This is a genomic window from Gaetbulibacter sp. PBL-D1 (genome assembly GCF_050509525.1).
GTDB classification, from domain to species: domain Bacteria; phylum Bacteroidota; class Bacteroidia; order Flavobacteriales; family Flavobacteriaceae; genus Gaetbulibacter_B; species Gaetbulibacter_B jejuensis.
The window spans coordinates 131,024-152,500 of sequence record NZ_JBNWKB010000010.1; the positions used below are offsets into that span (position 1 = coordinate 131,024).

A 21,477-nucleotide genomic window follows, 5' to 3' on the forward strand; every position below is an offset into this window, starting at 1 on the left:
ATAAATAGTTAATTTTAATCGTTAAATAATTATCAAATCATAACTCAAAACCTAATAAAACAAATGAAAAAGATTTTAACCTTAGTTTTAGTTTCAGTATTAGGTGGAATTATAACATTATCCGCCTACAAGCTATTTTTAGAACAAGACAACAGTGCTTTGGCATCTACCACAAATAATAATGAGCAGGTATCTTTTCTGCCCACAAACAATACTGTAACAAGTGCTTACAACATTTCAAATGTTCCTGATTTTGTCGATGCAGCCGAAAAAACAGTACACGCTGTGGTACACGTTAAAAATACAACCATTGTAAAAGGACCAACTTCATTTGAAGATTTATTCTACGGAAGAAATTCTCAGCGTGCTCAAGTAGGAACAGGTAGTGGTGTTATTATTTCTCCCGATGGATATATTATAACCAACAATCATGTTATTAATGGTGCAAATCAAATATCTATTACTTCTAACGACAATAAAATTTATGATGCTAAATTGATTGGTAGTGATGAAAAAACAGATATCGCACTTTTAAAAATTGATACCGATGAAGAACTTCCTTTTGTAACTTTTGGAGATTCTGATCAAGCTAAAATTGGCGAATGGGTTTTAGCAGTTGGTAACCCATTTAACCTTACTTCCACTGTTACTGCAGGAATTATCAGTGCGAAGTCAAGAGATTTAACAGGTCAAAACCATCAATCATTTATTCAAACTGATGCTGCTGTAAACCCTGGAAACTCAGGTGGAGCTTTAGTTAATGCTAATGGTGATTTGGTAGGAATAAATACAGCTATTTCATCACAAACAGGATCTTACATTGGATATTCTTTTGCTGTACCAAGTAACATTGCCAGAAAAGTGGTTGAAGATATTATGGAGTATGGTGATGTTCAAAATGGAATTTTAGGAGTAACTGGAGGATCATTAAATAGTAAATATGCCGAAGAATTAGGTGTTGCTACTACTGAAGGATTTTATGTAAACAGTGTTGAAGAAGACTCTGGTGCTGATTTGGCTGGAATACAAAGTGGTGACGTTATTAAAAAACTAGACGATATTAAAATTTCTAAGTTTTCTGACCTAAAAGGATATTTGAGCACCAAACGTCCTGATGATGTTGTAAACGTAACATTATTAAGAGACAACGACACTAAAATTGTTCCTGTAACTTTAATAAGGAATCAAACCTTACAACTTCCTATTATTGGGTTGGTTAAAAATGCCAAAGAGAAAGACTTAAGAAAATTAGATGCTCAAAATGGTGTTAAAATTTCATCGTTAGACAAAACATATGAGCGTTTTTGGAAAAAGAATGGTATTGAAGAAGGAAGCATTGTTACAGCTATAAATGATAAATCTGTAAACAGTATTGATGAAGTAAAACATGCACTTGAAAATAAATCAAGTAATGACCCATTAAAGTTTGAAATTATCAACAAAAATGGAAAAAAAGAGAGCTTCTATTGGAAGTAAACTCATTTTGATAACAATAACTCAAAATCACCCTTTAACAACTTAATAGTTAAAGGGTTTTTTATTTGTTAAAATAGTTTACGAAAACGTTTGAAATATATTACTTTTGCAAAAAATTTCATTTTAACAACACACTAAACATTATAAAATGAGTCTTACAAAAACTTATGAAAGTGAATTGGCTTTTCAAGCAGATCGTAGAAGAGCAACTGTAGAATTTATCAAAATTGTTAGCGACCTTTGGTATGATAAATCCATAGAGCTTGTTTTGTTCAGAAATCAATTAATTGACAGAAATGTTAGCGAGATTTTGAACTTACACGAATATGCTGGCGAGTTTGTACAAAAACCAATTTCTATTTTCGACTCTGTTGAAATCGCTCAGGCTATTAAAACATTAGACCTTCCTCCTGCTAAACTAGACATAGGAAAATTAACCTATGAGTTTCACCTAGAAGATCAAAAATACAGCAATGCAACTGCATTTGTAGCCAACAAACTTAAAGATGCTAGTAAAAACAACTCTATTGAACCTAAAGATGTTGTGCTTTATGGTTTTGGTAGAATTGGTCGTTTGGTAGCTAGAGAGCTAATGACCAGAACAGGAAAAGGAAGTCAATTACGCTTAAGAGCTATTGTTACAAGAGGTTCAATAGACCAAACTGTTTTAGAAAAAAGAGCATCTTTATTACGTAACGACTCTGTTCATGGTGATTTCCCAGGAACTGTTGTTGCCGATGTAAAAAACAGCGCTTTAATTATAAATGGTACAACTGTAAATATTATTTCAGCAAATGCACCAGAAGATATCGACTATACCAAATACGGAATTGATAAAGCCTTAGTAATTGACAATACTGGAGCCTTTAGAGATAATGAAGCTTTAAGCAGACACTTAAAATCAAAAGGTGTTGATAAAGTATTACTTACTGCTCCTGGAAAAGGTGTTCCAAATATTGTTCATGGTGTTAACCATCTTGAAAACAATCCTGACAACATCAATATTTTTTCAGCAGCATCTTGTACAACCAACGCAATTACACCTGTATTAAAAGCTGTTGAAGACACTTTTGGAGTAAAAACTGGTCATTTAGAAACTATCCACGCCTATACCAACGATCAAAATTTAGTTGATAATTTCCATAAAAAATACCGTCGTGGTCGTGCAGCAGCACTTAACATGGTTATTACCGAAACTGGAGCAGGAAGCGCAGTTTCTAAAGCATTACCATCTTTAGAAGGGAAATTAACTTCTAATGCAATTAGAGTTCCTGTACCAAATGGCTCTTTAGCGATTTTAAATTTGGAATTAGAGAAATCAACATCAGTTGAAGGTATCAATACCATTATGAAAAAATATGCGCTTGAAGGTGACTTGGTAGAACAAATTAAATATGAAATGAGCGACGAGTTGGTATCTAGCGATATTGTTGGTAGCTCTGCTCCTTCAATCTATGATAGTAAAGCAACCATTGTTAGAAAAGATGGTAAAAATGTGATACTATATATATGGTATGATAATGAGTATGGTTATAGCCATCAAGTAATTAGGTTAGCAAAATATATTGCAAAAGTAAGACGCTACACCTATTATTAATAGACTAAAACGTCCAAAACATAAAACCGTTCGTATATAAAATAGCCTCACAAAATGTGAGGCTATTTGCTTAAAAAATAATCAAACATCAATAGAAATTGCTATATTGTTCAAAATTAACCACAGCTAAAAACAGCCTAACTAAAATGAAATATTTTAAAACCCTTTTTCTTACAACACTTTGCATATTATCCTTTACAACCCTAATTGCTCAGGAAACTACCGAAGAAGACAAATTATCATTAAACGAAGGGAGTATTGACAATCAATTTGAATTCGTTATACAACGCTCAAACAATTATCAAGAGTATAAAGTTGTAAAAAAGAACTGGTTATATACACTAAAAGCACACACATTAGACTCGCTTAAAGCCATACACAAGGATTTGGCAGATACACAAGCTATAGTAGACAAACAAGCCTTAGAGATTACTGAGCTTAAAAGCAATCTTACAAATACCAAAGACACATTAGACAAAACCAATCTTGAAAAAGATAGTATGGCTTTGTTTGGCATGCAAATGAGCAAAGGAGGCTACAATGTACTTATGTGGAGTATTATTGGAGGATTATTTGCACTGTTGCTACTCTTTATATATAAGTTTAAAAACAGTAATGCTATTACTAAGCAAGCTAAAAAATCGTTAGCTGAAACCGAAGAAGAGTTTGAAGAACACCGCAGAACTGCTTTAGAAAGAGAGCAAAAAGTGAGACGCCAACTTCAAGATGAAATTAATAAACAAAAAGGCATATAATGATTTGCTTTTTTAGATGAATATAAATCCGTAAAGTTTTTTACGGATTTTTTTATTTATAAAATGGACCCTAAATAGTTCTGTAACTTGATTTTATAAAATAAAAAACCGAACTTCGTTTAACTGTCGAGATAAATTATTAAAACTATCAATATCTTTATAAAATTGTAAGTAATTAAATTATGAGAGGTCATCAATTCAAAGGTCAACTAACCCCGAAACAAGCTTCTGAAGGAATAAAACTTGCAAACGAAAATGCTCGTGATTTGTACGAGGATGCACAAATTCTTTATAAAAACGATAGAATAGAACGTTCAGTTTCATTGTCAATATTAGCCATAGAAGAAGCTGGTAAATCAAGAATATTAAAAGAAATTTTACTTACTGAAGATTCAAAGGAATTAAAAAAATCTTGGCAAGACTATAGAAATCATAAAGAAAAAAATCTGTCTTGGATTGTTCCATCTTTATTTGTAGGTGGTGCAAGAAAATTAGATGAATTTAAAACTGCTTTTGAAAGTTCAGAATCACACGGACAAGACATTGATAATATAAAGCAACTTTCTTTCTACACAGATATATTTGGTAAAGGGACCTGGAGCCATCCAAAAAAGGCTATTGATAAAAAATTCGCAAGAATGATTTTGGAATTTGCGAACATCCTAACCAAGAAAAATTCTATATCAATTGAATCCGAAAAAGGATTAGAATTATGGGTAAAACATATGAAACCTGTTTGGAAAGAGCAGAAAATGTCTGAAATGAAAAAAGCCTTAATAGAGTGTTATAAAGAAGCGGAAGCTAAAGGAATAATTGATAAAGGAAAGGCTAATGAAATGAGAGATTTCACTTTTTAAAACTGCTTACAACAACGTATATTACGGTTGATTTCCCAATCGAAAAGCCCTCTAAAATTTATTAACTTCGTTTAACTGTCTATATGTATAATTAAAACAATCCTTATCTTTATTATTGCGCACAACAGTTGGAACGAAAATATTTCTTGTATTAGTAACAGGACTATATTAACCCTTATTATAAAATTATTTATCATTAAAAAACTCTCTAATTATCAAAAAACTTAATTTCAAAGAAGCGTCTGAAAAAGAAAAGTTCCTCTATTGTTGTTTAGGAGAAGCTCTTTGTGCAGTGCAAACTGTAGAAGATGCTTTGAGTCATTCTATTATTTTAAAAAAAACAGAGCCTTCTCAAAAGGAAGAAGCGGACAATCTTTTAAAAAAACAACGGTTTTATACTTTTGGTAAAGCAATAAATGTTGCAAAAAAAGAAACCTTGATTCCTAAATCTTTGATGATTGAATTGAGTGAATTTCTACCAGAAAGAAATTGGCTAATTCATGAAAGTCTTATAGAAAACAAAGATGAATTCCAATCAGATTCTTTCTTTAAGAAACTATCTGAAAGAACAAAAGACATATCATTAAAAGCTCACAATTTGCAAGTTAAAATTGAATTAGATTTAATTGAATACGTTGAAAAGAAAGGAATTGATTTGTCTGAAGTCAAAAATAAAATGAACAAACATTACAGTATTTAAAACTTTAAACAGTATTCAGCTGTAATGCACAACAATGCATACAAGTATTTGCTTATTCTCGTCTACTTCAAAAAAATCTTCCTAAAAACATAATCTAATTAAACCTATCTTTGCAGCCAATACTTAAAACATGCGCATAGATATTATAACCGTTTTACCTGAGTTATTAAGTAGTCCGTTTGAAGCCTCTATACTTAAACGAGCTATTGATGCTAACTTGGTAGAAGTTCATTTTCATAACCTTAGAGATTACACAACCGATAATTATAAGTCTGTAGACGACTATCAGTTTGGTGGTGGAGCAGGAATGGTCATGATGATTGAACCTATTGACAAATGTATTTCTGATTTACAAGCACAACGCAAGTATGATGAAATTATTTATATGACACCAGATGGTGAACGCTTAAACCAAGGTATTGCTAACCAACTGTCCTTACACGAAAACATTATTATATTATGTGGTCATTATAAAGGTGTTGACCAACGCGTACGTGATAAGTTTATTACCAAAGAAATTTCAATTGGCGATTATGTATTATCTGGTGGCGAATTAGGAGCTGCTGTACTATGCGATGCTGTAATACGTTTAATTCCTGGTGTATTGGGTAATGAAACCTCTGCCCTAACCGATTCGTTTCAGGATAATCTTTTAGCACCTCCAATATATACTAGACCTCGTGAGTATAAAGGTATGCAAGTACCTGAAATTTTGTTTAGTGGTAATTTCCCTGAAATTGAAAAATGGCGCGAAGAACAAGCCTATAAACGTACACAAGAGCGCAGACCTGATTTATTGGATGATTAAAAGTGGGAGCTATACTTGAGTTTTTTGTTGAAATCATTTTTAGAGGCATAATTGTTCATGTTATAGGATTGTATACTCGTTATTATTTTTTCAAATTAATAGGAAAAAAGAAAGACCTTAAGTACTTATCTGGTGATAAAGTAATTAACGATAAGATAAACTCAGTGCAACAACCCTTTTATAATGCTATTGTTGGAATAATTACATTTTGTGCACTTAACTTTAGTATTGCATATATGGTTTTTAGTTAACTATTTTAAAGTGTTAAGGATAGTAATGACATCCTTTTTACGTCAGTCAAGGCCTGACGAAGACACGTAAAAAGATATAATGGATAGCCTGACCAAGACAAGTGTTTACACTTTGGCTTGGGAACACCAAAAAATTATTAATTATTAATTGTACGTTAGTATTTATTAATTATCTTTGCAGCCAATTTCAGATTAACCTCTGGCGAGATCCGTGAATGTTGGTTTGAATCAACCATTTTAAAATTAAACAAAATGAATTCTTTAGTAAAATTTGTACAAGACGAATTTGTAACAAGAAAAGACTTACCTGAATTTGGTGCAGGTGATACAATTACTGTATACTACGAAATTAAAGAAGGTAGTAAAACACGTACTCAGTTTTTTAAAGGTGTAGTATTACAACGTAAAGGATCTGGTACTTCTGAAACATTTACCATTAGAAAAATGTCTGGAACAATTGGTGTAGAGCGTATTTTCCCAATTAACTTACCAGCACTTCAAAAAATTGAAGTTAACAAAAGAGGTAAAGTTAGACGTGCAAGAATTTACTACTTTAGAGGTCTTACTGGTAAAAAAGCAAGAATTAAAGAAGTTAGAAAATAAGCACTTCAAACCATATAATAATAAAGCCTTGATACTCTCAAGGCTTTTTTATTAACCATTGTTAATAACTTCGGTTCATAAATGGTTGATATCTAATGGTCTAAAAAATTTGCAATTTTCATTTCTTGACCTATATTAGCTAAACGATTAAACAACAACCTTGAGTTGGTCACCATAAAAAAAGGTGTTAATGTTAAAGTCGAAATAAAGTAACGTTCTTTATAAAATTGTTTTTTGAGGTTTTGAAACAGCATGTGTATGCATGATTAAGTTGAAAAACCATGAAGCTTTTAAAAGTACTGTATGTTTAGGCAGACAAAAACTAGAAAAGTGGAAAGTACTCGAAGGTAACAGGAACGAAAGCGAATGTTAAGATAGGTACAATGTTTTGAAAAGTAAGTAACGTGAAAACGAAGTTTAACAGACAAAACATCAAGAAAAACAATTAAACTGAAACATTGAATAACAAGTCAATACATTTTGAAAGTTATAGAGATGTTTCATTGATACTGTGAAACTTGAATTGAAAAAGACGATTGTGAATGTAAATTCCAATACGGCTGATTTAGCAGAAGTGTTAATTAGATCACGTAGTAACAGTTTCAGAGAAAGCCATGTCAAGGTAGTTAGCTACAATGATATGGCTTTTGTTTTTTTAACACCTATATTTGATGTTTTAAACAATAATATGGACCTACCTCTACTCTTAGATAAAACATTTAGCGCTAGAAACTACACCAAAACCCTTTTACCAAAAGCTGAATACAACAATTGCTCGTTTATAGATTGTGATTTTTCTAATGCTGATGTCTCAAATATTAGTTTCCTGGAGTGTGAGTTTATTGATTGTAACTTTAGTAATGCTAACATAAAACACACTACTTTCAATAATGTACAGTTTAACAATTGTAAACTTTTAGGGCTTCACTTTCATGATTGTAATGATTTTTTATTATCCTTTACATTCAATTCCTGTAGTTTAAATCTAGCTTCATTTACAAATCTAAATATTAAAGATACTCCTTTTTTAAACTGTAATTTACAGCAAGTAGATTTTACAAAAACTAATATTTCTAAAGCAATCTTTACGGATTGCGATCTTAAAAATGCTGTTTTTGAAAACACCAACCTTGAAAAAGCCGACTTAAGGTCGGCAATTAACTACAGCATAAATCCAGAAATTAATACTATTAATCAAGCAAAATTTTCAAAAGAGCAAATTTTCGGGCTTTTAAACACATACAATATCATAATTGAATAATTATTGCCTATAAACTACAAGGGATAGCCACTTGAAATTATTATATTTGCAAGATTTTAAAAATACAAAGTTCATAAATAGATAAAATTTAACAACAAATGACAAAATCTTCTACTATATTTTATACAAAAACAGATGAAGCTCCAGCGTTGGCAACTCAATCTTTTTTACCAATTGTAAAAGCATTTACAAAATCGTCTGGAATTACTATAGAAACTAAAGATATCTCATTAGCAGGAAGAATTTTAGCAACCTTCCCTGACTTTTTAAAAGAAGACCAAAAAGTAGAAGACGCCTTAGCTAAACTAGGTGAACTTGTTAAATTACCTGAAACAAATATTATTAAATTACCTAATATTAGTGCTTCAATTCCGCAATTAACAGCTGCAATTAAAGAGCTTCAAGAAAGAGGTTACAATGTACCTAACTATCCTGAAGATCCTCAAAATGACGAAGAAAAAGCTATCAAAGCACGATATGACAAAATTAAAGGGAGTGCTGTAAACCCTGTGTTACGTGAAGGTAACTCAGACAGACGTGCACCTAAAGCGGTAAAAAACTACGCTAAGAAAAATCCGCACTCAATGGGAGCTTGGAGTTCAGACTCTAAAACTCATGTTGCTACAATGACTGAAGGAGATTTTGCTCACAACGAAAAATCACTTACACTAGATAACGATACTAGCATAAAAATTGTTCATACAGACCAAAATGGTAATGAAACCATTTTAAAAGATAGTTTCCCAATTTTAAAAGGTGAAATCATTGATGGTACTGTAATGCACAAAAAAGCATTATTAAACTTTTTACAAGAACAAGTTAAAGACGCCAAAGCGCAAGGAGTACTTTTTTCATTACACATGAAAGCTACAATGATGAAGGTGTCTGACCCTATTATTTTTGGTCATGCAGTAAGAGTATTTTTTGCTAATGTGTATGAAAAATATGGAGATATTCTTGAAGAAATTGGTGTAGAAGAAAATAACGGATTTGGTAACCTTGTGTCTAAATTAGAAAAATTACCAGCCGACAAAAAAGCTTTAATCGAAGCTGAAATTAACGAAGCTTTCAATAATGGTCCTGCAGTAGCTATGGTAAATAGCGATAAAGGTATTACCAACCTACATGTACCAAGCGATGTTATTATTGACGCTTCAATGCCTGCAATGATACGTACTTCAGGTCAAATGTGGAATGCCGAAGGAAAACAACAAGATACTAAAGCTGTAATTCCTGATAGTAGTTATGCTGGTATTTACACAGCTACAATCGATTTTTGTAAACAACATGGTGCTTTTGACCCAACAACAATGGGAACAGTTCCTAACGTTGGTTTAATGGCTCAAAAAGCTGAAGAATATGGATCGCACGACAAGACGTTTGAAATTACTTCTAACGGAACAGTAAAAGTTGTTGATGCATCAGGAAACACATTAATGGAGCACACAGTTGAAGCTGGTGATATTTGGAGAATGTGTCAAACTAAAGATTTACCAATTCAAGACTGGGTTAAACTTGCAGTAACTAGAGCAAGAGCATCACAAACTCCAGCAGTATTCTGGTTAAACGAAAATCGTGCTCACGATGCTGAGTTAATCAAAAAAGTTAACCAATATTTACCACAACACGATACTTCTGGATTAGACCTAAGAATTCTAGACCCAATTGCTGCAACACAATTCACACTAGAACGTATTAAGGAAGGAAAAGACACAATTTCAGTAACAGGAAACGTATTAAGAGACTACCTTACAGACCTTTTCCCAATATTAGAAGTAGGTACAAGTGCAAAAATGCTATCTATCGTACCATTAATGAATGGTGGTGGTTTGTTCGAAACTGGTGCTGGTGGATCAGCTCCAAAACACGTACAACAGTTATTAGAAGAAAACCATTTACGTTGGGATTCTCTAGGTGAATTCTTAGCCTTAGCGGTTTCTTTAGAGCATTTAAGCGAAACTTTCAACAATAAGAAAGCTCAAGTTTTAGCCGACACTTTAGATGAAGCAACCGGAAAACTCTTAGAAAAAGGTAAAGGACCTTCAAGAAAATGTGGTGAGTTAGACAATCGTGGGAGTCACTTCTATCTGTCAATGTATTGGGCTCAAGCTTTGGCTAACCAGTCAAACGACAGTGAACTAAAAACTATGTTCACTCCAGTTGCTAAAGCACTTACCGAAAACGAAACCAAAATCGTTGACGAGCTAAATGCAGTTCAAGGTCAAACAACAAACATTGGAGGCTATTACCTAACCGAAGACGACATCGAAAGCAAAGTAATGCGACCAAGCAGCACCTTCAACAATATTATAAACTCAATTTAATATAAGAGCTCCTTTAATTAGGAGCTTTTTTATTTTAGGGCGTTACCCTTCGGGTCATGCTGTCCGTTATATCTTTTTTGTAAAACAAAAAAGGATGTCACTACCATCATTAACGCAGCAAAAAAATCATTATTTTTGAGCTATGGACTTTACAAAAACCACAGAGCAAGATTCCAATTACAATCATCTAGAAAAGATGACAGTAAACCAATTATTGACTAACATCAACAACGAGGACAAAACAGTCCCAATGGCTGTTGAAAAAGCAATTCCTCAAATTGAAGCACTAGTAAAAGTAATAGTTGAAAAATTAAAAAATGGAGGTCGATTATTTTATATAGGAGCTGGCACAAGTGGCAGACTTGGAATTGTTGACGCGTCAGAATGTCCTCCAACATTTGGTGTCTCTCACGATTTAGTTATTGGTTTAATTGCAGGAGGAGATACAGCAATAAGAAAAGCAGTAGAATTCGCTGAAGACTCAAAAGACCAAGCATGGAAAGACTTAAAGGAATATGAAGTCTCTAAAAAAGATGTAGTCATTGGTATTGCAGCATCTGGTACAACACCTTATGTTATTGGTGGTTTAGAAAAATGTAATGAAGAAGGCATCGCAACTGGATGCATAACCTGTAATTATAAAAGCCCACTATCACTTACAGCTCAATTTCCTATAGAAGTTATTGTTGGTCCCGAATTTGTTACAGGAAGCTCAAGAATGAAAGCAGGAACAGCCCAAAAACTTGTTTTAAACATGATTACAACCACCACTATGATTCAATTAGGTCACGTTAAAGGAAACAAAATGGTAGATATGCAATTGAGCAACAATAAACTGGTTGATAGAGGTACAAAAATGATTATGAGCGAACTTAACATTCAACAAGAGGAAGCACAACACTTATTAAATAAACATAAAAGTGTACGCTTAGCTATTCAAAACTATAAGCATGGAAACTAAACGAACAAATAAAGAAGTTTTAATACAAGGCCTAAAAAAAATGGGACTCTCTTTATTGTGTATGTTTCTTGGTCCTACTCTAATTTACATCGCATTTAGCAATCAAGAAAAACCACTCTATATTCCTATTTTAATTATTGGATGTTTAATCTGTGGGTTAGCTATCTTTTTTGCTTTTAAAGGCTTAAAAACTATTCTAGATAGTATGTTTAATAATTAGTAATTATACTATAATTTATTCTTAACAAATCTCACCTATCTTAAGCTTTATAAAACAAAAAAAGGCGATGACCTACTCTCCCACTGTTGCAGTACCATCGGCGCTAACGGGCTTAACTTCTCTGTTCGGAATGGTAAGAGGTGAGTCCCAATGCTATAACCACCTTGAATTTTGACCTCTAACTTGATAAGGGATTACAATTCTGTTTATATAAATTTTCTTTCAGAAATAGGCAGAAAACAAAAAAATCCAGACACACCTTCTTTAAATTATATAACAACAAAAATGTGTCTAAAATTAAAAGTTATTTTGAATTAATAAGATGCAATGGTTTACTAAATATTATGTGAGGCTTAATGTCTTCCATTAAAGATTGTATATAGAAAACAACAATAAGGCACTGTGTAAATCATATCTTTTGCTTAATTTTTAATTGTTTTTGTCAACTTTCCTGCTGTTGTTCAAGACAGTTGAAACGAGGTTATTTTTACCCATTTAAGGTTACCTCCTAAAATCATTTCTCAAAATAAGATCTGCTATTTGTTTACAAGCAATTTCTTATGAATAATGTATCCATTATGGTTTAACCACACAATATAAACTCCATTTGAAAAATTGGATGTATCTATTCTTGCTGTTTCCGTATTTACTATTTTTGAAACAATTACTTTTCCATTTATATCAAAAACTATCATTTGTATTTCTCCATGAGGCAAATTGGTAATAGTTACAAAATCTTTAGCAGGGTTTGGGTACATCAACAATTGGTTATCAATAGAATTCTCATCACCAATACTTAAGGTTTCACCAAAATCAGAACTGATAAATCCTTCAGATAAAAGAATGTTACCTGCATTGAGTTCTTGTACGTTTACTTCACCTATGGTATAAAGTACAGTTATATTGCCGTTTGAAGTACTGTTACCACCACTGTCTATGGAGAATTTCTCTATGGTTTGGGCTTGTGTCCATAAGCACCCAAAGCCCATTATGAATGTTAGTATGTTTTTCATTTCAATTTGTTTTATAATTATCACTACTACAATTGGGACATAGCGACCTGTTTCTTTTATTGTTAAGATTGCTTCGCTTGTACCTCACTCGGAACGACGTGCATTTTTTATTTTGTCATTGAGAGACCTTTAGGTCGTGACAATCTCTTTGAAATCGAAGTCGAAGTTGAAGTCGAAACCGAAAATATTTGATGAGATTGCTTCGTCGCTATGTTCCTCGCAATGAACAATAGTTAAAAAGCCCGAACAGCACGAACCCTGACCATGCTGCCCTTATTGCCGTAGATTTGGTCACCACCGACGAAGTTCTGCCCCCAAGCGCCGTCGAAAGTGTACTCGGTAGAACTCCAATAGTAGGTACTAGCAAAACTGCTGCCTCCATTTGCCCCTGCTGTGGCATCAATAGCTGCTTTGTTTTGATACATCAGGTTTAATTCTTCTCTCGAGGGTAAGTACCAATCGCCATAAGTATTACCGCCTTCTGTAATTTGTAATTCATTACAAATACGGGCTGCGTAGGTGCTACCATCATCACCAAGAGCAACTTGTGCAGCAATTATGATTGATGTGTTGGCTTTGCCTGCATAAAGTCCGTCTCCTCTGGCTTGAGTATTGCCGTTGGTCCCTGCATACCAACGTACTCCTGTGCTTTGGTCTTGTTTGGCACATACCAGTCCATGCTGTCCTGTTTCATCAACCCAAAATACAATGCCTCCGTGAGCAAAGTCACCTACAGAATAGGTGGTTACACTACTTACACTTTCTGCAGTTTTTGCGTGTATGGCATAAGGCACTGCCATAAACTGCGTCGTACCCATATCCGTAAGGCCACCTCCTGTGTTTATCTGTACGTTTAGGTAGTGGTCGTCTGCACTCCAATCAATGGTGCTGAATGTGCCTGAAATAGGTGTGCCCTCACCAATGTTTAGAACAACAATGCCGTTGGCATCGGTGGTTGGACTGTGGGTTTCTTGATATACACTTGTGGCACCTTGTAAAATGGTAAACTGCACCTGTATTAAATCGTTGGCAACCACGTTACCAGAGCCGTCTTTTACAATAGCCTTATAGTTAATACCCTGTTGAGCGAAAATGGTTCCGAAAAGGAAAAACACCATAATGTGTAGTATTGTTTTCATGTGAATCTGTTTTTTGTTATTTCGTTTTTTATAATTGTCCTATTCCATACATTCTTTTTACCGAACTCATTTTAACTTATCAATCTGTTAAAAATCGGTTTTTCCTAAATCGCTTTTTGCCTGTAAGAGTTTTTTACTGTCGTACCTTCTACCAGTTAAGGTAATATGGTAACGGCTTTGTTTGATGTATTGCAGTTCTGAAAATTGGATGTCTTTAACACGCTCTTCTTTTAATAAAATCCTAACACCTTGATGGTCTTGGGTTTTTGCCCAATTATTATCTCCCTTATTGTTTACTTCCATAGAAATCATTTTATGGACGGCATTGACATGCCCAAAACCATAATTTCCGGCAACATCCAAAATCTTCACAGTAATGTTTTCGGTCTCATGGTTAGGGTCTGTACTTAAACTATAAGTTCCTATAACGGTTTGTGGTGCTGGCGAATCTGAACTTCTTAACGGCAAACCCGCCAATTGTTTAGGCAGTTTAGCCTTGAGTTGGTCAAGTTGTAAAGCTTCTGTTGTTATTAAGTTTTGTTGCCAAGAACCAACTTTAGTCGAATTTTCGAGCTCATCAATTTTTTCTTCAATCAAATCGTTTTCCTTTTCAGAAGATTGCTTGCATGAACTTGTCACAAATAAGATGAAAATCAGCATCAAAAAAATGGGTCTCATAAGGTTTTGGTTTTAAAATTCAACATATACAAGTCATCTTGTTTTTTCCTATTGTTTAGAAATATTTTGCTATCCATTTAATACCATCTTCTGCTTTAACATTTTTAACTACAACCTTACTGGGTTTGTTGGAGGTAACCTTGGAATTCATTTTATGGATATCTTCAATGGTATAGGCAATAACATTCAATCCTGATTCTAGTTCCAATTGATAGTGGTAGCTGGCGTTTACCGTCTCTTCTGAAAACTGAAATGTAGCAGCGCATTCGGTTTTAAGTGTGGTGGCTTCAGCAACATAAACTATTTCGTAAAATGTGCCCTCAATGGGATTGTTGTAGGCTTCGTCTTCCATCCAATGCATCAACCTCTCGTCGGTAACGGGAAACAGCACGCCCACAAAGCGTTCTTTGTGCCACAGTGAAATGGGACTTATATTAGTTGCCATAACATTTGGATACTCGGGTTCGTCTTGCCCAATGCAATTAAAACGGAGTGCATGTTTAAAATCGTCCACTACCATTTGTTTTTCCGCATTGGCAGATTGGAAGGCTTCTTTTTCCGGAAAATTAAATTCCAAAGTTCCATTGGTGGTCAATTTTCCAATGGTTACAGCACTGTCCATCCCCATAGGCCAAAGTACTATGTCCATTTCGGGCATATTTTGTAACGGGTTTTCGAGCTTCCCGGTAAAGCTTTGTGTATGCCCCGAAATACAGAGTAGTAAACCAAGAAATGTAAGTAATTGATGTTTCATTGTATGTTTTCTTATGTTTTTTTTACGAATTGTCATTACAACCCTCAAAAGCAGATTAAAAACGAAATAATCTTTACTTTGTGGCAATCGGTCGTAACAAGTGTTTCATTGTTCATTTTTCATACCTTGAAATGACAGTCCTATATTTATTTGTTTACCACCAATTTTTTATGGGCAAGGTTTCCATTATTAACTATGCTAACAAGGTACACACCGTTGGCAAAATTGGTAGTATCAATGGTTTCTATTGCTGTGTTACTATTTGTTGAAAACATTTCTTTTCCAGTAATGTCAAAAACTTTTATGTGCGTTTCGCCATAGGGTAAATCTGCCAAGGTAACCAAATCATTTGCTGGATTGGGATATAACGAAACCCTTGAAACTTCGTTGTCTTCTACACTCATGGTGTTTGTGAATTTCATGACCGAAGCTCTTCGGTAGGATAAACCTATTAAAGACGTTTCGCTAATTGCCAAATAAGGCTCGTCACTACTGTTTAGCAATAAAGTTGGATGAAATGCCCTACCTTCTGAAAATCCATGGTTTCCAACTGTTTCCCAATTAGTTCCATTAAACTTGACTACGGTAGCCTTGTCTTCATTATCTCTGTCCATGTAAGCTAAATATGGCACTCCGACACTACTGAATGTGAGTGAGAACCTAAAAGCCCTATCAGGGGAAAATCCAGCTGAACCTACCGTTTCCCAATTGCTACCATTATATTTCATGACAGTAGCCTTAAATTGATTGGCCTTATCGGTAAAAGCTACATAAGGTTCATCTGTATTACTAAACGCTAACGTGCAATAATCTGCTTCATCATCCGAGAACCTGGGCATGCCAACCGCTTCCCAGCTTGAGCCATTAAATTTCATTACTGTAATCCTCTCGTTTTCCGAGTAGGCACCTCCGTAGTCTTTAAAAACCACATAAGGCACTCCAGAAGCATTAAGCTTCAGGGAAACATCGGCTACTTGATCATCTGAAAACCCAGGACTCCCTACATTCTCCCAATTAGTTCCATTAAACTTCATGACAGTTGCTCCGAGCCCATTACCGTGGTCTCTATAAGCTACATAAGGTACTCCGGCATTGTTGATGGCAAGCGAAGTATGATAAGCTCCAGCAGCAGAAAAACCCGGTGAACCAACATATGTCCAGTTAATTCCATCAAATTTCATGACGCTCGCACGAGATGCACTAACTGAATGGTCTTGAAAAGCTACATAAGGTTCTCCACTATTGTTTATAGCGAGCGAACACCATTCCACAGAATTAGCAGAAAAACCTCGCGTTCCCACGGCTTCCCAATCAGTCCCATTAAATTTCATCACAGAGGCTTTATTCAAATGTAAAGAATCCAAAAAAGCAACATAAGGCTCATCGGCACTATTGAGAGCCATCGAAGTATAACTCACACCTCCGTTTGAAAACCCAGGTGATCCAACATATTCCCAACTTTGTGCCGAGGACAATGGTATAGTGCATAGAGATAAAACTATAAAAAATGCAAAATTTTGTAATGTTGTTTTCATATATATTTCATGTTTTATTTTAATCTAAAAATTACCCAACCTTAAACGAAAGCTTGGTACTTATGGGTTCTGAATTTGCCTTTACGGGTTTCATTTCCAATTGTATCTCATAATTTCCCGGAGCAAGCTTGCCTTTATTTTTATTGGTCGCTTTTTGAAGCAACGGAATAAAATCGAAAGCTTCCACAGGAACATACATATCATCAGGCAACCATGGCCAATCGTTACGGCTGCTGCTTCCAATGGTTTTTCCGTTAAGGATAATGGTAGTTTTCATTTGAAAGAGCACTAACCCTTCGCTTCCCGAAATGTTTTTAAAACGGAACAGGATTTTGTGCTTGCCATCTCTAAAGTTTTTGAACAGAGCTACTGGTTCCTGTGATTTCAATGTGGTGCTTTTACCCCAACCTTCAACAATAAGTTTACCTGAAAGTGATTGCCCTAAAGCGGTAGTACCATACATACTGAGCATAAAAACAATAGAATAGATAAAAGATTTCATATAGTCAATCGTATTTTATAGTTTTAAATAATCTTTGGTGCTAAACTTATAGTCTAAAGCTTCAATGGCCACACACTCCATAGTTCCCGAAGTGTTTTTTTTACCTTTGTTTGTTTTATCGATCATTTCCATATGCATCAAAAGTGCGCCCTTATAATTTTTGAACTGTTCTTTTATAGGTTCAGGATAACGATCCATTTCTGACTTGAAAACTTGATCAAAACTCACGGGCGCATCTACGGTAAAGTAGGATACAAATGCATACTCATCATTTTCAAACTTTTTACCTATGCAATCGTAACCCAAAAATGTTTTGTTGGGCAAGTCTGTTATGGTTAAATCCTCCAGCGATGGAGATTCAATGTCTTCAATATCCTCCAGGTCTTCGTTCATTTCTAACGAGGTGGCCGTTACCACTTTGTTGCCACCGCTTTCCATAAACATAAAAGTGGCATTTGCATCATCGTCAATAACCATAAAAAAAGGCATACCTGCATCCATTTTCATACCCATATATGTGGCATCAGGCTCCAGAAAATAATCTACGTCCATCTCTCCGCTGGAAGTGATCATTTTCATCTGGTATTTATATGAAAAATGATAAGAATCCGGAACATTTTTAGCATCTACCTTTTTGCCCTTTGCCTGCGTGTTTTTAAGGTTGATGTCAAAAATTTTGTCCATGGAATTGGATGCTTTTTCGGAAGCTTTATCCGCAGTCTTTTCCACAACGGTTTGTTCTACCTTTTCCTCAACGCGCTTTTTTAGTTTTTTTAAGAATTGGGCTTCTGAAGTTTGTGTTAAGCCCAACAACAAAAAGAATACAATGAACCTTGTCTTTTTCATAATGATTGTTTTGAAACAAACTTAACCATCAACACTTGTTTTAAAAACACATATTTAGAATTTGGCAGATTCCATTTAGAATTTGGAAAAAGTAGCTTTAGTTAACCAAATTCTAAACCCAGACAGCCAAATTCTAAATTTTGTAGAAAGGAGTAGAAATCATTTTATATATTGTAAGCAATTGAACGGTTAGATGCTTTTGGCTTTAAAATATATGGCAAAATGAAGAAACTGGTTATCATTACGCTTCTCTATCTTTTGGCTTTTTATACCTTATCTGCCCAAATAAAGGCTGATGCTATTGACTCAAGTTTCAAACTAATTGGCAATCCAGAGGTGCAAGCCTTAAAAAGCGTTAGCGATGTTTCGATTGATAATATTATAAAAAGTACTTCTTGGAAAGCTTATGACTCTACTTTTACGGCAAGTAGAGACACAGCAGTTTGGATGAGGTTCAAACTGAAAAACCCTACTCAAGAGATACTTACTACCTATATTTTTTACAGTGGCTCTTATATCGATATTTATCTGGAAAAAGAAGATGGATATCAACATTACAAGAACGGCTACTTCAGGCCATTAAACCAACGTCCTGAACCTAAATCGTATTTTTTTACCGAGCTCTCACTTTCTCCCTTACAACAGTCACAATGCTATATAAAATTGAGTTCTGAATATAAAGCTGTAGGCTCTATCGCTCCCATTCTGTACTCAAAACATGGGTATCTGGAGTTTATGGACAATGCTCAAAAGGAATATGATTCGCCTATAGCGTTTATGTATGTTTATCTAATTTCACTTTGCTGTATTGCACTTTTTGTATTAGTATTCTGCTTTCGCTTGCAGAAACGAATTTATGTCTACTACTTTGGGTATTTATTTTTTCAGATTGTTTATGCGTTTGTGGTCTTACAGGCTACACCTGCCACCATTGCGAACCTTGCCTCATACTTTCCCTATTTTTCAAACTTAATTTCGGAAACCGCACAATTTACCTTTATTGGTTTTTATATTTTGTTTATACAGCATTTGCTTACAGTAAAAATGTTTGACCTAAAATTGGCCAAAACATTAACAATATTTGCTATTATTTGCTTCTCTTATGCCATATTATGGTTTGGGTTTAATCTTTTTGGAGTCGATTTCGAAATCAGAAGAATGTCTAACATTATTATCCGTGCAATTGTTTTACCACTTAATCTATTCTTGTTTTTCTGGATAATTTTTAAGGTAAAACATCCATTACTGAAATATTTTGTTGTGGGACAAAGTCTTTTTTTCATAGGTTCTGTTCTTTCATCCATTGTTTTCTACAGTGGCTTAAACCAAGTACCCAATGGCATTTTTAATTTCCCACACTCGCAAAACATCATCTTTATGGCAGGGCTTTTGGGCGAAGTACTCTGTTTTTCAATAGCTCTAGGAGAAAGTATGTTTCTTGTGCAAAAAGATAAAGAAAAGACGAGCCAAAAATTGATTGAGCAGTTACAGCAAAACCAGATTATGGAAACCAATATGCGAAAGGAATTGGACAAACAAATCAACCAAAAAACTGAAGAACTGGTACAGGTCTACTCTAAAATTGAAAAACAAAAAGAAGAACAACTAAATAAATCGTTTAATGAACGTTTACGAAACATGAAAATGTTGGCATTACGCTCGCAAATGAACCCACATTTTATATTCAATAGTTTAAATGCTCTTAAAAATTTAGTCATGCAGTCACGAGAGGAAGATGCTATTAGCTATTTGGATAATTTTTCTTTATTGCTTCGTAACATATTGCAAAACAGCAGTAAAAATAGTATTACCGTAGAAGAAGAACTTGAAATATTAGAACTATACCTTTCTCTAGAAAAAAGAAGGTTGGGGAATAATTTTTCCTATGTCATCCAATGTGATTCCCGTGAAATACTATCACAATATAACATACCACCCTTATTGTTACAACCTTTCGTAGAGAATGCTATATGGCATGGGCTTTATCCAAGTAATAAACCTGAAAAAAACCTTTCATTGGTGTTTGACACTTCCAAACAACTGCAAATTATTATTGAAGATAATGGAATTGGACGAAAAGAAAGTAGTAAGACAAAAAAAACACATCAATCTGCTGGAACCAATATTACAAAGGAACGGTTAACACTTTACAACCATGTAAGTCATACCCAAATGCAACTCAGCATTTTGGACTTGGAAGATAACGGTAAACCTTCTGGCACGCGCATAACAATAACATATAACGATTAGACAATGAAAAAAATTATAATTATAGATGATGAAGCACATTGCATAAACGTACTGACAAGTCTTATAAAAAAAGTAAATACTGACTATGAGATTATCGGAACATTTAGCAACCCAGAAACAGGTTTGGAATTTATTAAAACTAATCCACCAGACCTTCTATTTTTAGATATCGAAATGCCCAATCTTAATGGTTTTGCTTTGTTGGATAAAATATTACCCATAGATTTTGATATTATTTTTACAACAGCTTATGACCAATATGCTATTCGCGCCTTTGAGTATAGTGCCATTAACTACTTGCTAAAGCCCATAACAGAGAAAAGCATCGTAAAGGCACTATCCGGCTGGGAAAAACGACGCAAAAAGACCACTATAGAACAATGGCAATTATTACATAACAATATAAACAGTTCGGTAATTAATGCTTCTAGAATTGCATTGCCTACAGCAGTAGGCTACCATATTGTGGATATAAAAAATATTGTACGTTGTGAATCAGATAATAACTATACTTATTTTTTTTTAGTCAATGAAAATAATCTACTTATATGTAAAACCCTTAAAGAAATAGAAAAATTGCTTAGTGATTATGGTTTTTTACGTGTACATCAATCCCATTTAATCAATCCACAATTTGTTAAAGCCATTCTTAAACAAGATGGAGGAACAGTACTTATGAACGATAAAAAAGAAATCCCAGTTTCAAGGCAAAAGCGAAATGAAATTAACAATATCTTGGAATCTATGCTGAGATTTGGGCAATGAAATATTTTTATTATTATTCAAAAAAATCACTTCAAAAAGCACAATAACATACAAATTAATTAAATGTGATTTAACTTAAAAAACATAGAGAGTGAAGGCTTATTATCATATCATTTGAAAAGCATAAAATAAAAAAAATCCCCAACAAATAAATGTTGAGGATTCTAAAAAAGGCGATGACC

General features: G+C 34.1%; 21 protein-coding genes and 2 rRNA genes (1 of these 23 running past the window's edge). 14 read left to right on the plus strand and 9 right to left on the minus strand.

Translation table 11 applies throughout. From position 1 onward, the window contains the following. The first annotated feature begins 63 nt into the window (after positions 1-63). From ACQ0RB_RS10350 to ACQ0RB_RS10405, 12 genes are all read left to right on the plus strand, one after another. Positions 64-1,476, plus strand: coding sequence for a trypsin-like peptidase domain-containing protein (locus ACQ0RB_RS10350; protein WP_134199360.1), 1,413 nt, complete (start codon positions 64-66; stop codon positions 1,474-1,476). A 148-nt stretch (positions 1,477-1,624) separates the two neighbouring features. Then, complete coding sequence (locus ACQ0RB_RS10355) at positions 1,625-3,073, plus strand: glyceraldehyde-3-phosphate dehydrogenase (protein WP_430498304.1); 1,449 nt, start codon at positions 1,625-1,627, stop codon at positions 3,071-3,073. A 146-nt stretch (positions 3,074-3,219) separates the two neighbouring features. After that, on the plus strand, positions 3,220-3,828 hold the full coding sequence (locus tag ACQ0RB_RS10360) for a tRNA (guanine-N1)-methyltransferase (protein WP_129760371.1): 609 nt from the start codon (positions 3,220-3,222) through the stop codon (positions 3,826-3,828). Positions 3,829-4,010: 182 nt separating this feature from the next. Further along, positions 4,011-4,685 (plus strand): AbiV family abortive infection protein, encoded by a 675-nt coding sequence (locus ACQ0RB_RS10365; protein ID WP_430498306.1) that lies wholly within the window; start codon positions 4,011-4,013, stop codon positions 4,683-4,685. A gap of 292 nt (positions 4,686-4,977) precedes the next feature. Then, positions 4,978-5,385 carry a hypothetical protein gene (locus tag ACQ0RB_RS10370; RefSeq protein WP_430498308.1) on the plus strand — a complete coding sequence of 136 codons (408 nt, stop codon included), beginning with the start codon at positions 4,978-4,980 and terminating at the stop codon, positions 5,383-5,385. Between the two features lie 130 nt (positions 5,386-5,515). After that, complete coding sequence (gene trmD, locus ACQ0RB_RS10375; RefSeq protein WP_430498309.1) at positions 5,516-6,193, plus strand: tRNA (guanosine(37)-N1)-methyltransferase TrmD; 678 nt, start codon at positions 5,516-5,518, stop codon at positions 6,191-6,193. A gap of 2 nt (positions 6,194-6,195) precedes the next feature. After that, entirely contained in the window at positions 6,196-6,444 is a 249-nt protein-coding gene (locus ACQ0RB_RS10380) for a hypothetical protein (RefSeq protein WP_430498311.1), read from the plus strand. 252 nt (positions 6,445-6,696) lie between these two features. Further along, entirely contained in the window at positions 6,697-7,047 is a 351-nt protein-coding gene (rplS, locus tag ACQ0RB_RS10385) for a 50S ribosomal protein L19 (RefSeq protein ID WP_129760375.1), read from the plus strand. 538 nt (positions 7,048-7,585) lie between these two features. Further along, a complete protein-coding gene (locus ACQ0RB_RS10390; RefSeq protein ID WP_430498313.1) occupies positions 7,586-8,308 on the plus strand; it encodes a pentapeptide repeat-containing protein in 723 nt (240 codons plus the stop codon). A gap of 98 nt (positions 8,309-8,406) precedes the next feature. Next, positions 8,407-10,632, plus strand: coding sequence for an NADP-dependent isocitrate dehydrogenase (locus tag ACQ0RB_RS10395; protein WP_430498315.1), 2,226 nt, complete (start codon positions 8,407-8,409; stop codon positions 10,630-10,632). Positions 10,633-10,774: 142 nt separating this feature from the next. After that, on the plus strand, positions 10,775-11,593 hold the full coding sequence (murQ, locus tag ACQ0RB_RS10400; protein ID WP_430498317.1) for an N-acetylmuramic acid 6-phosphate etherase: 819 nt from the start codon (positions 10,775-10,777) through the stop codon (positions 11,591-11,593). Further along, positions 11,583-11,813, plus strand: a complete 231-nt coding sequence (locus ACQ0RB_RS10405; protein ID WP_243832958.1) for a DUF6095 family protein — start codon at positions 11,583-11,585, stop codon at positions 11,811-11,813. The genes murQ and ACQ0RB_RS10405 overlap by 11 nt, the downstream gene beginning before the upstream one ends. Before the next feature lie 59 nt (positions 11,814-11,872). Here the strand turns inward: ACQ0RB_RS10405 and rrf (ACQ0RB_RS10410) are convergent. The 8 genes from rrf (ACQ0RB_RS10410) to ACQ0RB_RS10445 all read right to left on the minus strand — a co-directional run bounded on the left by rrf (ACQ0RB_RS10410) (position 11,873) and on the right by ACQ0RB_RS10445 (position 18,280). Continuing rightward, positions 11,873-11,980 (minus strand): 5S ribosomal RNA (gene rrf, locus ACQ0RB_RS10410). A gap of 369 nt (positions 11,981-12,349) precedes the next feature. Next, on the minus strand, positions 12,350-12,826 hold the full coding sequence (locus ACQ0RB_RS10415) for a T9SS type A sorting domain-containing protein (RefSeq protein ID WP_262733673.1): 477 nt from the start codon (positions 12,824-12,826) through the stop codon (positions 12,350-12,352). A 233-nt stretch (positions 12,827-13,059) separates the two neighbouring features. Beyond that, entirely contained in the window at positions 13,060-13,965 is a 906-nt protein-coding gene (locus ACQ0RB_RS10420) for a DUF1566 domain-containing protein (protein WP_430498320.1), read from the minus strand. An 87-nt stretch (positions 13,966-14,052) separates the two neighbouring features. Then, complete coding sequence (locus tag ACQ0RB_RS10425) at positions 14,053-14,643, minus strand: hypothetical protein (protein WP_430498322.1); 591 nt, start codon at positions 14,641-14,643, stop codon at positions 14,053-14,055. Positions 14,644-14,698: 55 nt separating this feature from the next. Next, entirely contained in the window at positions 14,699-15,397 is a 699-nt protein-coding gene (locus ACQ0RB_RS10430; RefSeq protein WP_430498323.1) for a hypothetical protein, read from the minus strand. Positions 15,398-15,543: 146 nt separating this feature from the next. Further along, positions 15,544-16,932: a T9SS type A sorting domain-containing protein gene (locus tag ACQ0RB_RS10435; protein ID WP_430498324.1), complete on the minus strand. Its 1,389-nt coding sequence runs from the start codon at positions 16,930-16,932 to the stop codon at positions 15,544-15,546. Positions 16,933-16,963: 31 nt separating this feature from the next. Further along, positions 16,964-17,434: a hypothetical protein gene (locus ACQ0RB_RS10440; RefSeq protein ID WP_430498325.1), complete on the minus strand. Its 471-nt coding sequence runs from the start codon at positions 17,432-17,434 to the stop codon at positions 16,964-16,966. Positions 17,435-17,449: 15 nt separating this feature from the next. Next, positions 17,450-18,280, minus strand: a complete 831-nt coding sequence (locus ACQ0RB_RS10445; protein WP_430498327.1) for a DUF4412 domain-containing protein — start codon at positions 18,278-18,280, stop codon at positions 17,450-17,452. 222 nt (positions 18,281-18,502) lie between these two features. Here ACQ0RB_RS10445 and ACQ0RB_RS10450 point away from each other — a divergent pair, with 222 nt between their 5' ends. Beyond that, on the plus strand, positions 18,503-20,530 hold the full coding sequence (locus ACQ0RB_RS10450; protein ID WP_129760386.1) for a histidine kinase: 2,028 nt from the start codon (positions 18,503-18,505) through the stop codon (positions 20,528-20,530). A gap of 3 nt (positions 20,531-20,533) precedes the next feature. Further along, the gene (locus ACQ0RB_RS10455) at positions 20,534-21,295 is read left to right on the plus strand and encodes a LytR/AlgR family response regulator transcription factor (RefSeq protein ID WP_430498329.1); all 762 of its coding nucleotides are present in this window, start codon (positions 20,534-20,536) and stop codon (positions 21,293-21,295) included. A 168-nt stretch (positions 21,296-21,463) separates the two neighbouring features. On the opposite strand, the gene rrf (ACQ0RB_RS10460) is transcribed toward ACQ0RB_RS10455, so the two are convergent. Then, positions 21,464-21,477: ribosomal RNA gene (rrf, locus tag ACQ0RB_RS10460) — 5S ribosomal RNA — on the minus strand; it runs 94 nt beyond the window's last position.

Bases quoted from the DNA above. Each gene is read 5' to 3' on its own strand.
- ACQ0RB_RS10355 (WP_430498304.1), top strand. From the start codon at position 1,625: ATGAGTCTTACAAAAACTTATGAAAGTGAATTGGCTTTTCAAGCAGAT.
- ACQ0RB_RS10350 (WP_134199360.1), top strand. From the start codon at position 64: ATGAAAAAGATTTTAACCTTAGTTTTAGTTTCAGTATTAGGTGGAATT.
- ACQ0RB_RS10365 (WP_430498306.1), top strand. From the start codon at position 4,011: ATGAGAGGTCATCAATTCAAAGGTCAACTAACCCCGAAACAAGCTTCT.
- rplS (WP_129760375.1), top strand. From the start codon at position 6,697: ATGAATTCTTTAGTAAAATTTGTACAAGACGAATTTGTAACAAGAAAA.
- ACQ0RB_RS10450 (WP_129760386.1), top strand. From the start codon at position 18,503: ATGAAGAAACTGGTTATCATTACGCTTCTCTATCTTTTGGCTTTTTAT.
- ACQ0RB_RS10405 (WP_243832958.1), top strand. From the start codon at position 11,583: ATGGAAACTAAACGAACAAATAAAGAAGTTTTAATACAAGGCCTAAAA.
- ACQ0RB_RS10425 (WP_430498322.1), bottom strand. From the start codon at position 14,643: ATGAGACCCATTTTTTTGATGCTGATTTTCATCTTATTTGTGACAAGT.
- ACQ0RB_RS10415 (WP_262733673.1), bottom strand. From the start codon at position 12,826: ATGAAAAACATACTAACATTCATAATGGGCTTTGGGTGCTTATGGACA.
- ACQ0RB_RS10360 (WP_129760371.1), top strand. From the start codon at position 3,220: ATGAAATATTTTAAAACCCTTTTTCTTACAACACTTTGCATATTATCC.
- ACQ0RB_RS10445 (WP_430498327.1), bottom strand. From the start codon at position 18,280: ATGAAAAAGACAAGGTTCATTGTATTCTTTTTGTTGTTGGGCTTAACA.
- ACQ0RB_RS10420 (WP_430498320.1), bottom strand. From the start codon at position 13,965: ATGAAAACAATACTACACATTATGGTGTTTTTCCTTTTCGGAACCATT.
- ACQ0RB_RS10435 (WP_430498324.1), bottom strand. From the start codon at position 16,932: ATGAAAACAACATTACAAAATTTTGCATTTTTTATAGTTTTATCTCTA.
- murQ (WP_430498317.1), top strand. From the start codon at position 10,775: ATGGACTTTACAAAAACCACAGAGCAAGATTCCAATTACAATCATCTA.
- ACQ0RB_RS10455 (WP_430498329.1), top strand. From the start codon at position 20,534: ATGAAAAAAATTATAATTATAGATGATGAAGCACATTGCATAAACGTA.
- ACQ0RB_RS10440 (WP_430498325.1), bottom strand. From the start codon at position 17,434: ATGAAATCTTTTATCTATTCTATTGTTTTTATGCTCAGTATGTATGGT.
- trmD (WP_430498309.1), top strand. From the start codon at position 5,516: ATGCGCATAGATATTATAACCGTTTTACCTGAGTTATTAAGTAGTCCG.
- ACQ0RB_RS10395 (WP_430498315.1), top strand. From the start codon at position 8,407: ATGACAAAATCTTCTACTATATTTTATACAAAAACAGATGAAGCTCCA.
- ACQ0RB_RS10430 (WP_430498323.1), bottom strand. From the start codon at position 15,397: ATGAAACATCAATTACTTACATTTCTTGGTTTACTACTCTGTATTTCG.